Below are 13,926 nucleotides of genomic sequence, written 5' to 3' on the forward strand. Positions count from 1 at the left end.
GGCACACAGCCACTGTTTCCTATACTCGGCGGCGGAAATACTTCGACATCCATGCTGTCGAGCCAAAGCTCCTGCCCACTGAGTGAAACCTTCAGGTAGCCCCTAGGGCTTTGCTCGAGCAGCGCCAACGGTAACGACAACTCCTCGACCGAACGCTTGCCAGTTCGAACGTACAGCCCGTCTGCTTGACGCTCGTACACACTAACGGGGTCGACGTTTGCTTCAGTAACCTGCGAATCGGCAAGGCAGCTCAGCGGCAAGCCAGCGGCGAAAGCGAGACAAATGACAGATCGGATCATGGAGTTCTTCCTTAATTTACGGACGGCTGTCGCCGATTGGCAGAGGATTCCAATATCCTCCGGGCAAGTTCGAAAATGAGCAGAAGCCCAAGCCAGTCAAGCGGAGGGCGATGCAACACCAGGTAGAAAAAAGCACTAACGCCGAGCACCAGCAACGCAGCGAAGGCGTGCAACAGGAAATCCAAGCGTGCTGGGTTGGCACGAATGAGAGCCGCAGACACCCAGGCCAAGAGCAGCCCGAGGACTAGAAGCGTGGGGGTGCCTTCAGCCCGAGCGAAATAGTGATCGTCCCAGGTCAGTAAGTTATCCAGCGCCATGGCATGCAGATAGACGCCTGGCAATTGCCCATGGACGGGGCTTCCTACGAGGTCATGGATGCCGGCAAGGCTCGTTCCGACCAAGACCACCCGGTCTTTCAATAGTCCGCGAACCCGAGCGCTACTCAGGTCCTCTTCGCGCACCGTCAATGTATAGGGGCATGGCTGACGGCCTTGGGCTTCGGACTCTTTATCGAAGCTGGCAAGTAAGCTTGACCACAGGATCCGTGCGGAGTCGAAGAGTCGGGTTCCAGCACTTTCCTCAGATGGCGCGCATTGACTCGCCGAGAGCAGGTCCCGAGCACGGATCTGCGGCGCAACGTTGTATCCCCATTGAACAACCATCGGCGCACAGAATGCGCCGACGCCACCTTCCGTCGAGGCGTCACCACAGCCCTTCTGCTCGCCACGCTCGCAGAGTTGGCGATACAGAGCGAAGGCCGCAGTCGGCAGGCTATTGGTGCCGCATCGGTTGTCACTTTCTGGCGGCGTCGCGCCAAAGCGATGGCTGCGATCCACGAGAAGCGGATAGTCAGCGCCATATCCACTCCAACCGGCCATTGCCAAGTGAGTTCCAGGGACTTTTGCAAATAGGTTGCGCTCACCGCCATCTAGGACCGCTAGGTACAGTGGGACCCCCGTTTCCTTCAGGGTCTCCTCTAGCGCCCTTTGTGCAAGCGGGAGGGACGCATCATAAGAGCGGCGGTCCTCAACTAGAACGTCGAGAAAAATAGCAGATGGGCGTTGTTTGGCGATCCGTCGAACGACCTCCTCGTAATACAGATAGCGGGGCGGCCAGCTCTCGCCACGTACGGCCAAGGCGGCTTCATCGATGAGTACTACTGCGATCCGCGACTGTGCGGTTGCTGGGTAAAAAGGCGCAGCTATCTTCTGCACGATCTGTTGCGAATGTCTTTCCACCGCGCCCGAAAGACCGAAAGGATCGACAACCTCCAGCAGCCATGCGGGAATGATAAGCGCAACGGAAATCACAACCATGCGAGAGAAAGTTGCCCAGGCGACCAGATAGCCCGGCACTTTCTTTAAACGGTCATCCTGAAAGCTTGCGAAGTAGCGGAGCAGTAACTGCCAGCGCCGACCAAAGCCTGCGCCTAGTCGATGCAGCAACTGGCGTGGCCGCCTACACATCAGTACCAGCTGTGCAAGCTGCTTGAAGTAGTCTTCGACGCCTTTCATTTGCCCTGACGCGACACCAGGGCGTGGCTCTTGGTGATTCCCGTTCGGCATCCCTGTCCATCCGAAGCATGCAGCCATCCGGCCCATGCGAGTCCTGAGTGATCAGGCAGCATCATAACGCCATCATTATGAAAGCACGACTTGAGTCACAAACCATTGATCGGATCAGCTAGTTTCCCTGGCTGCGCTCGTTGGCGAAGAGCGCTTCGGTGTAGCGAAAATCTAGCCTCGTTGTTGCTGACCCGCACGGTTGCTCTATGCCTATTCTCACAAGGCGATGCAGGCTAATGCTAACAAGGCACGTTCTACATCGCGTCCACCGGTGGGTTGATCTTCGGCATGTAAAGCCGGCTCTGGCTATTGCAGGCTCACCACTCCATCACAACGGACCAGTGAGCCCAAGTTGTGGGAGGTTCAGCTCAGATATGGATAGTCGTATTTGGGTCATTACGCAGGCAACAGGTAGACAGCTTTGACGCTACCGTCCTCTAAACTTTTGGCTTACTCGGGCGATAAAGCCCACACGATTTGAGCGAAAAACATCGGCCGAAGAAACGAGCGATGTTGCTGTCGCACCAGATCGGGGGGTACGCAATCGATGGGCCCGCCAGGCTCTCAGATATAAAGCGAAACGCTACCTTCGGCGACGTGATGTATTAACACACCCCCCGAAAAATCGATCCTTAACGGACGCGCCGGATCGAGCAATACATCTACCCCAGCTCTGATAGAAGCCTCCTTTAGGTGCTTCGGTCCTCGGACGTCTTTTTTTGTGCCTGCAAGACCGTATTTTCAGCGAATGCCGTGCCCACTCGAACCGACTTCAACCTGCCGGAACACAAACGAGCCGCCACCTTCGAGGAGAGCGAACGCCCTCAGCCGGCTATTAACGAGCACTTCTGTTCGTGTGTTCCGTCATGCATGGCAAGCGGTGGCTTTGGGCAAGCCGCCGCTTGCATGGCGGGTGGTAGCGCCGGTCAGCCTTGGTTCGGTTTGGTCATGTTCTTAAGAACGTCGGCCAGGGTCGCCACGTTGTCGTGGATGACGATATGGAATCGGTCAGATTCTAGATAGGCACGCCAGTCAGCATCCGACATGACCAACAGTTGGTCGATGTCGTTGGACATCTTCGTCAGCCGCTCCCGCGATTCCTTGAACCGGTTCGGATCCGTCGTCCAACCGTAGTCGCTGCCCGCATTCTCCATCGCGTTGAGCAGATCGCCGGTCGTTTCGCGCAGGTCGCGTAATTGATCCAGAACGTTGCTGCCGATCAGTACCTGGATGCCCTTGGTCTGCCAATTCTCGGCGAGGATATTGGAGACCTGCTCCAGATGGGCGCCGAGGTTCTTGATCTGCTTGGTCACGGTCACGCTGTAATCCGGACCGCCCATCCAGTCGATCCACTCCTGGTCCGTGGCCTCGGCCTTTTCGTCCAGCACGGCCTCCATTTGCTCCAACTGTTCCTCGATCTGATTGAGCCGCTGTTCCCGCTGCTCCCAATTGCCAAGTCCCAGGCCTTCCTCGGCGCCAAGGAGCGCGCCAATGAAGTCGGCACTGGTCTCGCGCACATCGTCCACTGCGTCCACGACGTTATGGCCTACGGAGATGGACCGCATCCCCGCTCCAGCCTGTTGGCCTGCCTGATTGGTCTGGCCGGTCTGCTGCGCGACGGCAGCCCCGGGCAGGCCAACGGCCAGGGTTGCGGCGAGTATTGCTGCCGATAGGGATGCCGATTGCTTGAGTGTCATCAGTATCTCCTCCGTTCTGCTTTCACGGCCCGCAAAATGCGGCTCGTACAGTTTTGGGGAGTGATAGCCATGACAGTTCCTCAAATCGTGCCATCTGCCTCTTTCGGATGATGACCGGTAGCCAGCAGCCATTATCGACAGCCGCAGATCAGATGGCCGGTTGAGCACTGATGTCAGGCGGCAGGTTCTACAGTTCACAGCTGGCCGTCCGAGACGTCCGATGGCGGTTCGTTTGCCTGCTCAGCAGTCTGAAAAAGCACCGCGCTCAACCGGCGGCGAATGCATCGCCGCCGGAAAACAATCGACGCTCACGGTCTTTCGTCAGCGGGCGGCCGCTGCCCGCTGCGATACGATCCCTGCCGACTAAAGGCCCTTGCCCAGCATCGTGCCGTTGACGGTTTCACCGTAGAGGTTCACGCCGTCGTTGGCGTGGTACTTGTCGCGGGTCTTTTCGACCGAACCGTCGATCAGCCGCGGATCCTGGGGCCGTTCGTGGCTGTTCATAAACGCGGCCACGTGCCAGGCGTCTTCATCCGACAAGGTCCCGCCCTTGCCCAACGGCATGTTCTCCTTGATGAACGCGGCGGCGGTGTTTATCCGATGCATGCCTGCACCCCAGTTGAACGAGTCCCCGCCCCATAGCGGAGGGAAGACATAATCGTCACCGGACTTCTGCCCTTCTCCGTTCGGCCCATGACATACGGCGCACTGGGCCGCATAGACCTGCTCGCCTTTGGCCAAGTCATAGCCGCCTTCCGGTTTTGGCACTTCCGGATAGGCACGACCGGGTAGTTCCTGGCCAGTCGGGGCGCCCGTTGCCAGCCAATAGGAATAGGCCGTCAGCGCCGCGATCACCGGTCCGTCCGCTTCTGGGGCCTTGCCGTTCATGCTGAATTGGAAACAGCCCTGTAGCCGCTCGGCGTAGCTGTTGACCTTGTTGTTTTTCTTCCGGTACGCCGGATACATGGTGTATGCCGCCCACAGCGGAGCGGAGTTGGCTTTGCGGCCCTGCTCAAGGTGACAGTTCGCGCATGCGAGGCCGTTGCCCACGTATTCCGGGGCTCGGTTTTTGGTGTCGACGAAGATGGCGCGGCCTTCCTGGACCAGCTTGCCGTAGGCATTGTCGGGAAGTTCGCTTTCCTGGGGTGGCTGAAAGTACCGGCTGCTGGCCGGCTCGCCCGCCCCGGTAAGGATCTGCGACTGGTCGTCCATCGCGATGTCATCGGCATAGGCAGGTACAGCTAGGGCGATCAACAGCAAGACGCTGGTTTGGGTGTTCATCTTGCTGCTCCTTGGTCGGTCAAGCCGGCGAAGTACGCCGAGACGGCCTTGACCTCGTCATCGGTCAGGCTACGGGCAATGTGCCCCATCAGGTCGTTGGGATCGTTCTTGCGCGTACCTTGACGCCAGGCGTTCAGCTGCGCGGCCAGGTATTGCGCGGATTGCCCCGCCAGCGGCGGAAAGGCGTCACCGACCCCCACTCCGCTGGGGCCGTGGCAGGCGACGCATTCAGGGATGTTGCGCTCCCAGGCACCACGCAGGGCCAGCGTTTCACCTGGGCCTTCGACCGCCGCAGTTCGGCCGATCCGCTCCACCTCCGGTCCTGGCTTGTCAGCAAGCATCGCCGTGACCGCGTCCGCTTCCTCGGCACTCAAGGCGGCGGCGATGGGCTGCATGATGGGGTTGGCGCGGGCTCCAGACGCGAAGTCGGCCAACTGCTTTCTCATGTAACCCGCCGAGAGACCGGCAAGCCTGGGGAAGCCAGCTGCCGCCATCCCTTCGCCCTCAGCCCCGTGACAGGTAATGCATGCCATCGCGGCAGGGTTGGCCCCGCCCTTCGTGTAGACAACCATTGAATCGGCGGCATGGGCGGGCAGAAAGGCTGCTAACAGCACTCCTGTCAGCGGCCAGCGAGCGATATTCATAAAGCCTCCAGATCGTTTTTTATTGTTTTGGCAGCACGGGAGTGCTGTTTGGCCCTTTTTAACGTTTCGCTGACAGCGGCCCCATGATCTTGGTCAGCGAATCGGGACGAGGCGCACCTTGCTGCTGTTGCAGACGTCCACTGTCGTCCAGGTAGTAGATGGCCGGTGTTGCCGAGGCACCCATTTCCGCCATCAGCGTCAGGTTCGCCTCGAGCCTCTCTGTCAGCTTAGGCGATACGTCCTCAAGCGGTTCCAGTTTGCTCGCCTTTCCTGCTGTCTCGTGTGTGTTCAAGGCGGCCGCTGGATCCTCGGCTTCCAGAAGCGCAGCAGATTTACCCGCGCTGTCCGGACGTAGCATGCCGACCATGACATGGCGAAGCTGGGCGTCGCCGGACTCGACCCACGGTCGGGCCTGCTTCCAGAACATGTTGCAGTACGGGCAGTTCGGATCGGAAAACATGTAGACGACTCGCGGCGCTTCAACAGCGCCGTCCTGAATCCAGGTGCTGCTCTCGAGCCGTTGCCACATTTCCTTGCTGAGGGGTTCGTAAACCAACTTTTCAAGGGGCGCACGCGTCAGGTCTTCGCCATTGGCATCGAGCAAGCTGCCGATCAGAACGTGGTCACCGTCGGGCGTCAGGTACAGCGCGATGCCCTGCCCGTTGTAGCGTGCTGCGTAACCCTTCAATCCTCCCGGCGCCTCGAAGCTGCCGACCACTTCGGCGCCGCGAGCCTCAACGGCCTGGACCGCAGGAGGCAGGGCCTGCGCCAGCGCCACGGGTGCTGGCAGCAAGGCCAGCGTTGAACAGAAAAAAGAGATCGGTCGTAGGTGATTCATGGCTGATGGGTTACCTCCAGTTGTTCAAGGGCGCGTGCCAGACTGGCGCGAGACAGCTCACCGAGGTGGCTGCCGACCTGGCGTCCGTCGGCGTCGTAGAAAAGCGTTGTCGGTAGCGCCGAAGAGCCTATGTGCTGGCCGAGACGGCCGCCGGTGTCGAGCAGCACGTTATCCAAACCGAGCCCTTCGGCGCTTAGGAAGTCCGCGATGACCCGCTCGCCTTCGCCCTGGTTGACGAACAGAAAGGTCACGTCGCGCTGGTTGCGCTGTGCTTCGGCCAGCACCGGCATCTCTCGCCGGCAGGGCGGGCACCAGGTGGCCCACAGATTGACGACGAGCGGTTTACCGACGAAATCCTGCAAGGCAACTGGTTTGCCCTGGCTGTCGCGCAGCCCCAACTCGGGAAGACGCGTGCCCTGCTCGAAGGCATGCAATGCGAAGGTCCCGAACCCCCAACTCAGCACACCTACAGCGACCGCAGCACCCAGCGGCTTGCGCAAACTGCCCTCCCGCCAGGCTAGCCAGACGCCAAGCAGCACAGCCACCAGCACGCCCGGCCAGGCAATGAACCCGCCGTCACGAATATCGATCACGCGCCAGGGCTCATCACGGAAATGCTCGGCATAGACCAGCACGAATGACAGCCGCGCGACGAGCAGCGCCACCAGTAGCAGCCTGAACAACTGCTGTTCGGGGTTGCGCTCGCTGCGCCGCCCAACCCACCAGCCGGTCAGCATCGCCAGAAACAGGCTCACCAGTAGCAATACATGGGGAACGGCCAGGGCCAACGGCCCCACGTTCATCGTCATCATCAGCCTTGCTCCATCGTTTCGTTCCATCTGCTAAGGAATTGGCCGGCGTCGACCTCGCCGGTTATGCGGTGCGAACGGCGCTCCGCCCCGTCCGGGCCAATCAGCAGCAGCGTCGGCGGCCCCATGACCTGATAGCGGCCCAGCAGTTCGCGGGTGGCGGAATTGGTTTGCGTCACATCCGGTCGCAGTATGCGTACGCCCTTGAGCGCAGCTTGCACCTGCGCGTTGCCAAACACTTCCTTCTCCATGAACTTGCACGACACACACCAGTCCGCGTAGTAGTCGATCAGTACCCATTGCCCGGCAGCTTTGGCGGCAGCGAGTTCACGATCAAGAACAGCCGGATCGGCGAAACCGACGAAACCCTGCGGGCCCTCGACCTCAGTTGCCGAAGCGACGTTGCTGGTGAATACGGCAAGCGGCCGATTCGGATCCTGGGCGCCACCCGCCGCACCCAGCACCAGCGCAACCCCCCATACGCCGGATAACGCAGCAACGGCGCTGAGCAACGCCCGATGCTGCTTGAGCTGCCGCGACAGCTGCAGGAGTCCGTTGGCAACCAGCAGCCAGAATGCACCCCACACACCCACCCACCACGAATCCGTCAGCAACGGGCGGAGCACATAGAGGGCCGCGACCAGAAAAATGAAACCAAACGTGGTTTTGACGCGGTCCATCCAGGGCCCCGGTTTCGGCAGGAAGCGATTGCCGACCGTCACCAGCAATACCAACGGCGTTCCGATGCCCAGGCCAAGGGCAAACAGCACCAGCCCTCCGTTGACGGCACTGCCGCTCTGGGCGATATACAGCAATGCCGCAGCCAGCGGAGCGGTCATGCAGGGCCCGACCAGCAAACCGGACAACACCCCGAGCACGCTGGCCCCAGCCAGGCTGCCGCCCTGGCGCGTGCGCCCGGCCTGCTCTAGCCGATCACGCAGACCGGCTGGCAACTGCAGCTCGAAGAAACCGAACATCGGCAGGGAAAGCAGAACGAACAGCCCGGCAAAACTGGCGATCAGCCAGGGCTGCATCAGCCACCCCTGCAGATTCGCACCGAGAAGCGCAGCCACGACACCCAGCGCTGCGTAGACCAACGCCATGCTGACCACATAGGAAGCGGCGAGCAGCATGCCGCGGCGAGGGCTGGACCGGCTGCCGACCACAATACCGGCAAGGATTGGCAGCATCGGCAACGAGCACGGCGCAAAGGCGAGCAGCAAGCCGAGCCCAAAGAAGATCAACAGACTCCAGCCAAGCGGCTGTTGCGCCAGCCTGCTCGCCAGTGCCTGATCATCGGCCTGAACAGGCTCAGATGCCCCTGCATCAGGCCCCTTCAGATCGATCGTGCGAGTCTGCGGCGGATAGCACAGACCGGCATCGGCGCAGCCTTGCCATCCCAGCTCTAGCGTGGCGAGGCCTGCCTCGGCGATGGTGACCTCCAGGCTGTTGCGATAGACCTGCGAACCACCAAAATACTCGTCGTGATAAGGCTCCCCAGGTGGCAACTGCGGTTCGCCACTCGCTGCCAAGCCACCAAACCGCAGCCGCTCCTGATACAGGTAGTAACCCGGCGCGATGTCCCAGCGCAGCACGACACCGCCGCTGGCTGGGCGCTCCACATGCAGGCTGAACGCTTGGTCTACCGGTAAGAACGTCTCCTGCTTCTGACCAAGCGCAAACGGCGCGGCGCTCGCCAGCTGCACAAGCCAGAAGCAGCAGGCCAGAGAGAAAAGAACCGCTCGCATGAACTACACACCCCCGTCACCAGATTCAACGCGAGCATGGCGACTGGGGATTAAGTGGCCGTTAACGAATTGGCTTGGCGCTGACAAATGACCGACGAAGAAAGGCCAACAAGCGACGCTGCGCGAGCAACTCAGCGTACCCTTTGATAACGCTCCGTTAATCGAGAAGCGCGATACTGGCCGGTGCATTCAAGACGAGCTCCCCCATGCAGGTACTGCTGACAGAAGACAACGCACTCATCGCGAGCGGCATCGTTGCCGGGCTCCAAGCCCAGGGCTTCGGCGTGGCCCATGCTGCGACCGCTGCTCAGGCCGACGCGCTGCTGCGCACTGCCCGCTTCGATCTGATGATTCTCGACCTGGGGCTGCCCGACGAAGATGGCCTGCACTTCCTCCAGCGACTGCGGCGGCGCGGGCTCGAATTGCCCGTGCTCGTTCTGACGGCCCGCGATGCGGTGGCCGAGCGTGTCTCAGGGCTCCAGGCGGGCGCCGACGACTACTTGGTCAAACCCTTCGATCTGCGCGAACTGGCAGCCCGTCTGCATGCCTTGCTGCGCCGGGCCGCCGGACGAACGACGCACCTGATCGAACACGGCCCACTGAGCTATGACCCGGCTGCCTGCGCGGCTTCCATGGCAGGCGAACCTGTTGACCTGTCCCGGCGCGAACAGGCGCTGCTGCAAGCGCTCTTGCAGAACCCTGGCCGGGTGCTTTCGGCCGAGCAACTCAAAGACGCGGTGTATGGACTGGACGACGAGGTCGAAAGCAACGCGCTCAACGTCCACATCCATCATCTGCGTCGCAAGCTGGGTAATGGCATCGTCGAAACCGTCAGGGGCCTCGGCTATCGACTGGGACCCGCCGGGCAGACAACCGAGCCCGCCAGAGCTCCCGACTCATGAGTTTGCGCCTGCGTCTGACCCTGACCCTCGGCGCCGCTTTTGTGCTGCTCTGGTCGGTGGCGGCCACCTGGATGCTGTTCGATGTGCGTAACCAGCTGATGCTGTCACTCGATCAGCGTCTGGCAGCATCGGCTCGGATGGTCGCAGGCCTGCTGGTGCAGCTGCCGCAGCCGCAGCTGGGTGAAGGCGGCATCGCTCGCCTGAGCGCAGAGCAGCTCGGCATCGAGAACGGATTGGCCTGCCAGGTCAGCTCTTTGCGCGGTGAGGTCCTGGCGCGCAGCCATGCGGCGCCGGACAGCGTGCTTGATGCCCAGCGCACCGGTTTTCATGACCAACTGATCGGCGACACCGCCTGGCGAAGCTTTACCATGATCCGCGATGGGATGCGCATCACCACGGCTGATCGTCTCGATGAACGCGCGACGCTCAAGCGATCGGTGCTACTGGCTGCGGCACTGCCGGTACTGGTCGCCCTCCTCGGCAGTCTGGTCGTGCTCTGGATTGGCATTGGCAAAGGCCTGTCGCCACTCAGGCGAATCCGCACCGCCCTGGCGCAGCGCAGCGTTGACTCGGTCGAACCGTTGCACGTCGAACGGCTGCCACCGGAGCTAGTGCCGTTGGTGGAAACGCAGAACCAGCTATTTGCACGGATTGCACAAACGCTCGAACGCGAAAGGCGGCTGACCGATGATGCCGCCCACGAGCTGCGCAGCCCGCTGACCGCCATCAAGACTCATCTGCAGGTCGCGGCCATGACCGAGGGCGACACCGCCAGACGAGCATTGGCCCAGGCGGAGATCGGCACTGATCGCTTGCACCGAACGCTGGAGCAATTGCTGATGCTGGCACGCGTGGAGGGGCTTGTTTCCTTCGATGACGGCCTTCGATGTACGTCCGCCGAGGTGGCGCAACAGGCGATCGCTGACGCCAGCCAGCAGCCGGGACCCTGCATCGATTTAAACGTGGCGGCAGACGTGCCGCTGCGTGAGCTGGCCATGCCGCCCGCCTTGGCCATCGCGGCGCTGCGCAATCTGCTGGACAACGCACGCCGGCATACGCGCCCAGGGTCCCACGTTCAACTGTCACTGGAGCAGCTCGCTGAAGACAAGGTCTGCTTTAGGGTGGCCGATCACGGGCCAGCCATTGCCGCACAACAAGTCGAGCGATTTACCGAACGGTTCTGGCGTAACAGCGAGGGTGACGGCAGCGGACTCGGGCTCTCCATCGTCAAGGCCATCGCCGAGCGCTGCGGTTGCGATCTGAGGTTCACCGCCCATGGCGATGGACTTCAGGTCGAGCTGATCGCCGGTCTGCAGGAGATCCCTCTAGACGGGACTGCGCGGCTGAATGACCGTCCAGCTCAACCGCCGATGGAGTAACGTTTGCGCCGCTATCCGATGGTCTGCGCTGCCAGCGGAGGGCGGTCGCGTCTCGCAGGGCGCGCAGGGCCAAACGCCAGCCCGACGCTCAGCTCACGTGCTCCGCGGCTTGAGGCGCCTGACAGTAGAGCTTGTACAGCACCTGCATGACCTCCATCGCCTGTGGGCTCGCGATGCCGTAGTAGACCTGTTTCCCTTCACGACGGGTGCTGACCATGCCGTTGTGCCGCAGCACGGTCAGTTGTTGAGAAAGGGTCGGCTGAGTGATACCGGTCAGAGTCGCCAGATCGCCCACGCAGTACTCGCCCTGAGTCATCTGGCACAACAGCAGCAACCGGTCCGGGTTACCCAGAACCTTGAGCAGACCGCAGGCTTCGGCCGCACTGCTGCGAAGCGTTTCCATATCAATTTCTGACGCAGAGGCCATTTTTCACCGTTGATCAGGACAGATTGACGGAACATTTTACCGGTATATATCTCAGTAAAGTGTTCCTGCTCGTCGGAGCGGTTCTCATCGGAGCTCAGGGCGTCGCACAGACTCGTCCCAGTTCCGGTAGTCATTTTCTCGCCACGCCAGCCCCACCAGGCACAGCGTGCAACAGGAGACTGCCATGACATCGAACCATCAGAACATTGCCACAAGTGACCAGGCGGATCGAGTTCGCCGCTCGACATCCGCGGCCCTCAATCACGCAATTGATCAACAAACCGACGACAACATTCGCCACTTCAGCCGTCTGGATAGACACTCAATCATGCAGCGCATCGAGGCGCTGGATCGCGAGTGGGATGTTGAGCGGGCCTTGGAGGTCAACGCTTCGTCGCTCGCACTGTCCGGCTTGTTGCTGGGGCTGACGGTGAACCGGAAATGGTTTCTGCTCCCGGGCGTTGTGCTGCCGTTTCTTCTGCAACACGGCCTCCAAGGCTGGTGCCCACCGCTTCCAATCATGCGCCGTCTAGGTATCCGTACGCGCGGCGAGATCGATCGTGAGAAGTTTGCGCTGCTGGAAATGCTGGACCAAACGCCGCAGCCCTCTCATCACTGAACGGAGATGACAATGATCTTTCGCCAGCTATTCGAGCCCATTTCCTCCACCTACACCTATTTGCTGGGCTGCGAAGAAACCGGACAAGCAGTACTGATTGACCCGGTCATTTCCGCGATGGAGCGCGATCTGGCCGAGCTGGCGGGCCTCGGCCTGAAGCTGGCGTTTACGCTCGACACCCACATACATGCCGATCACATCACCGCGGCGCTGGAACTGAAGCGGAAAACCGGCTGCCGCATCGCAAGCCCTGCCATCGACAAGCTGGCCTGCACCGACGTGGGCATCGAGGAAGGCACCCCGTTTGAGGTCGGCAGCCTGCAGCTGGTGCCGTTGCACACGCCGGGCCATACGGATGGGCACTTCGCGTACCTGATCGGCGATCGACTGTTCAGTGGCGATGCCCTTCTGATAGACGGCTGCGGCAGGACGGACTTCCAGAACGGCAGTGCGGACGATCTTTTCCATAGCGTCAGAGGCAAACTATTCAGCTTGCCGGACGACACCCTGGTCTATCCCGGCCACGACTACCATGGCCGCCGCGTATCAACCATTGCCCAGGAAAAGCGACGCAACCCGCGGCTGGGTGAGGCCGTGAGGCTGGAGCAATTCAGGTCGATCATGGCAGAGCTGGATCTGCCATATCCGAAGTTCATCGACCACGCCGTCCCTGGCAATCGACAGTGCGGCGTGTGTCCATCAGACCTGTCGGAAAGCTACCGGAAATATTGCGAGCAGGTCGAACACAGCCCCCAGGGTTAGGCCGCAAACCGAGCGAGCAGACTGAGTCATCCACGTAGCTGGCTCAGTTGCCGCTTGAGCAACTCGACCTGCCCCGTCTCCGCTCGCAGGCCTGCAGTCAGCTCGGCCTTTTCTTGCTCCAGCCGCTGAATGATCCCGCCGAGTCCCTGTAGCAGCTCGCGGAGCACGGCGAGCTCCACCCTGTGTTGCCTGAGCTGCAGCCACTGCAGCCACAAAATGATGACCAGCACCAGAACCGCACAGAGCGAGCCTCCCGTCACCAACCAGAACGTTCCCATTGTTCCCATAGATCAAGTCCTTCTGTTGCCACCGGCACATCCAGCGATGGTTAGACATTATGTCGTCATAAACGACAGGTCGATAATGTTTACCCGTACAGGTAAACAAAGGCAGCGGGTTCCGGGCGAAGCCGATGAGGGCCCCAAGGGTGTTCTCAGCGGCGGCAAACCTGGTGCTGCATGCCAGAAGGCTAAGAGAGAGGAGACTTCAGCAATGACCTGCAAGCGAACCGCTATGTCGTAAATAACGACATATCGATGCGCGACTCGAGGGCTGGCTGAACAGAACATTGACCGGAACTGCTCGGTTCAAACAGTTCCAAAACGAGGCTAACCGTTCAGCGGGAATCTCTTTTCAGGCGATGAGCGGAAGCTACCAAATGCTCGTCAGCTGTCAGAATGACATCACGGCTGCAGAGGAGCAGCCATCTCCTGAATTGAGCACGAGCCTGCTAATCATGTCTTCCGAAAAACTCTACACCATTGTCCTGGAGCACAGCCTGGAGGTACTCCTCGAGGCCGCCACGATGGAGCAGGTCGAGGCGTTCTGGGATGCGTATGACACTCGGTATTTCGGCCTCCGTCTGGAGGAGGACAATGCCCAGCATGCGCGGGTGATTGTCACGGATGAGATCCCCGAGGACGAGGAAGAAGCCGAGCTGTGTATCGGCTGATCCC

General features: G+C 60.9%; 14 protein-coding genes. 5 read left to right on the top strand and 9 right to left on the bottom strand.

Annotated features, from left to right (window positions below; all coding sequences use genetic code 11):
* Positions 1-310: 310 nt before the first annotated feature.
* The 7 genes from ACQKEK_RS20625 to dsbD all read right to left on the bottom strand — a co-directional run bounded on the left by ACQKEK_RS20625 (position 311) and on the right by dsbD (position 8,881).
* A complete protein-coding gene (locus ACQKEK_RS20625) occupies positions 311-1,813 on the bottom strand; it encodes a CHASE2 domain-containing protein (RefSeq protein ID WP_499143506.1) in 1,503 nt (500 codons plus the stop codon).
* 977 nt (positions 1,814-2,790) lie between these two features.
* Complete coding sequence (locus ACQKEK_RS20630) at positions 2,791-3,561, bottom strand: hypothetical protein (protein ID WP_499143505.1); 771 nt, start codon at positions 3,559-3,561, stop codon at positions 2,791-2,793.
* 363 nt (positions 3,562-3,924) lie between these two features.
* The gene (locus tag ACQKEK_RS20635) at positions 3,925-4,842 is read right to left on the bottom strand and encodes a c-type cytochrome (protein ID WP_499143504.1); all 918 of its coding nucleotides are present in this window, start codon (positions 4,840-4,842) and stop codon (positions 3,925-3,927) included.
* A complete protein-coding gene (locus tag ACQKEK_RS20640; protein ID WP_499143503.1) occupies positions 4,839-5,486 on the bottom strand; it encodes a c-type cytochrome in 648 nt (215 codons plus the stop codon). The genes ACQKEK_RS20635 and ACQKEK_RS20640 overlap by 4 nt, the downstream gene beginning before the upstream one ends.
* 58 nt (positions 5,487-5,544) lie before the next feature.
* Positions 5,545-6,324, bottom strand: coding sequence for a thiol:disulfide interchange protein DsbG (dsbG, locus tag ACQKEK_RS20645; RefSeq protein WP_499143502.1), 780 nt, complete (start codon positions 6,322-6,324; stop codon positions 5,545-5,547).
* Entirely contained in the window at positions 6,321-7,136 is an 816-nt protein-coding gene (locus tag ACQKEK_RS20650; protein ID WP_499143501.1) for a TlpA family protein disulfide reductase, read from the bottom strand. The genes dsbG and ACQKEK_RS20650 overlap by 4 nt, the downstream gene beginning before the upstream one ends.
* A complete protein-coding gene (gene dsbD / locus ACQKEK_RS20655; protein WP_499143500.1) occupies positions 7,136-8,881 on the bottom strand; it encodes a protein-disulfide reductase DsbD in 1,746 nt (581 codons plus the stop codon). Before dsbD ends, ACQKEK_RS20650 begins: the two co-directional genes overlap by 1 nt.
* 206 nt (positions 8,882-9,087) lie before the next feature.
* Here dsbD and ACQKEK_RS20660 point away from each other — a divergent pair, with 206 nt between their 5' ends.
* The gene (locus tag ACQKEK_RS20660; protein ID WP_045429985.1) at positions 9,088-9,783 is read left to right on the top strand and encodes a response regulator; all 696 of its coding nucleotides are present in this window, start codon (positions 9,088-9,090) and stop codon (positions 9,781-9,783) included.
* Positions 9,780-11,162 (top strand): ATP-binding protein, encoded by a 1,383-nt coding sequence (locus ACQKEK_RS20665; protein ID WP_499143499.1) that lies wholly within the window; start codon positions 9,780-9,782, stop codon positions 11,160-11,162. Before ACQKEK_RS20660 ends, ACQKEK_RS20665 begins: the two co-directional genes overlap by 4 nt.
* An 88-nt stretch (positions 11,163-11,250) precedes the next feature.
* On the opposite strand, the gene ACQKEK_RS20670 is transcribed toward ACQKEK_RS20665, so the two are convergent.
* A complete protein-coding gene (locus ACQKEK_RS20670) occupies positions 11,251-11,589 on the bottom strand; it encodes an ArsR/SmtB family transcription factor (protein WP_499143498.1) in 339 nt (112 codons plus the stop codon).
* Between the two features lie 184 nt (positions 11,590-11,773).
* Between ACQKEK_RS20670 and ACQKEK_RS20675 the strand changes: the two genes are divergently transcribed.
* Together ACQKEK_RS20675 and ACQKEK_RS20680 are read left to right on the top strand one after the other, a co-directional pair.
* Entirely contained in the window at positions 11,774-12,208 is a 435-nt protein-coding gene (locus ACQKEK_RS20675) for a hypothetical protein (protein WP_128121582.1), read from the top strand.
* A 12-nt stretch (positions 12,209-12,220) separates the two neighbouring features.
* On the top strand, positions 12,221-12,970 hold the full coding sequence (locus ACQKEK_RS20680; protein ID WP_499143497.1) for an MBL fold metallo-hydrolase: 750 nt from the start codon (positions 12,221-12,223) through the stop codon (positions 12,968-12,970).
* 26 nt (positions 12,971-12,996) lie between these two features.
* Here the strand turns inward: ACQKEK_RS20680 and ACQKEK_RS20685 are convergent, their stop codons facing one another.
* Complete coding sequence (locus ACQKEK_RS20685; protein WP_499143513.1) at positions 12,997-13,248, bottom strand: hypothetical protein; 252 nt, start codon at positions 13,246-13,248, stop codon at positions 12,997-12,999.
* A gap of 458 nt (positions 13,249-13,706) precedes the next feature.
* Here ACQKEK_RS20685 and ACQKEK_RS20690 point away from each other — a divergent pair, with 458 nt between their 5' ends.
* Positions 13,707-13,922, top strand: coding sequence for a hypothetical protein (locus ACQKEK_RS20690; protein WP_045432156.1), 216 nt, complete (start codon positions 13,707-13,709; stop codon positions 13,920-13,922).
* Positions 13,923-13,926 lie beyond the last annotated feature (4 nt).

The organism is Pseudomonas sp. NPDC077408 (assembly GCF_050269105.1).
Classification (GTDB): domain Bacteria; phylum Pseudomonadota; class Gammaproteobacteria; order Pseudomonadales; family Pseudomonadaceae; genus Stutzerimonas.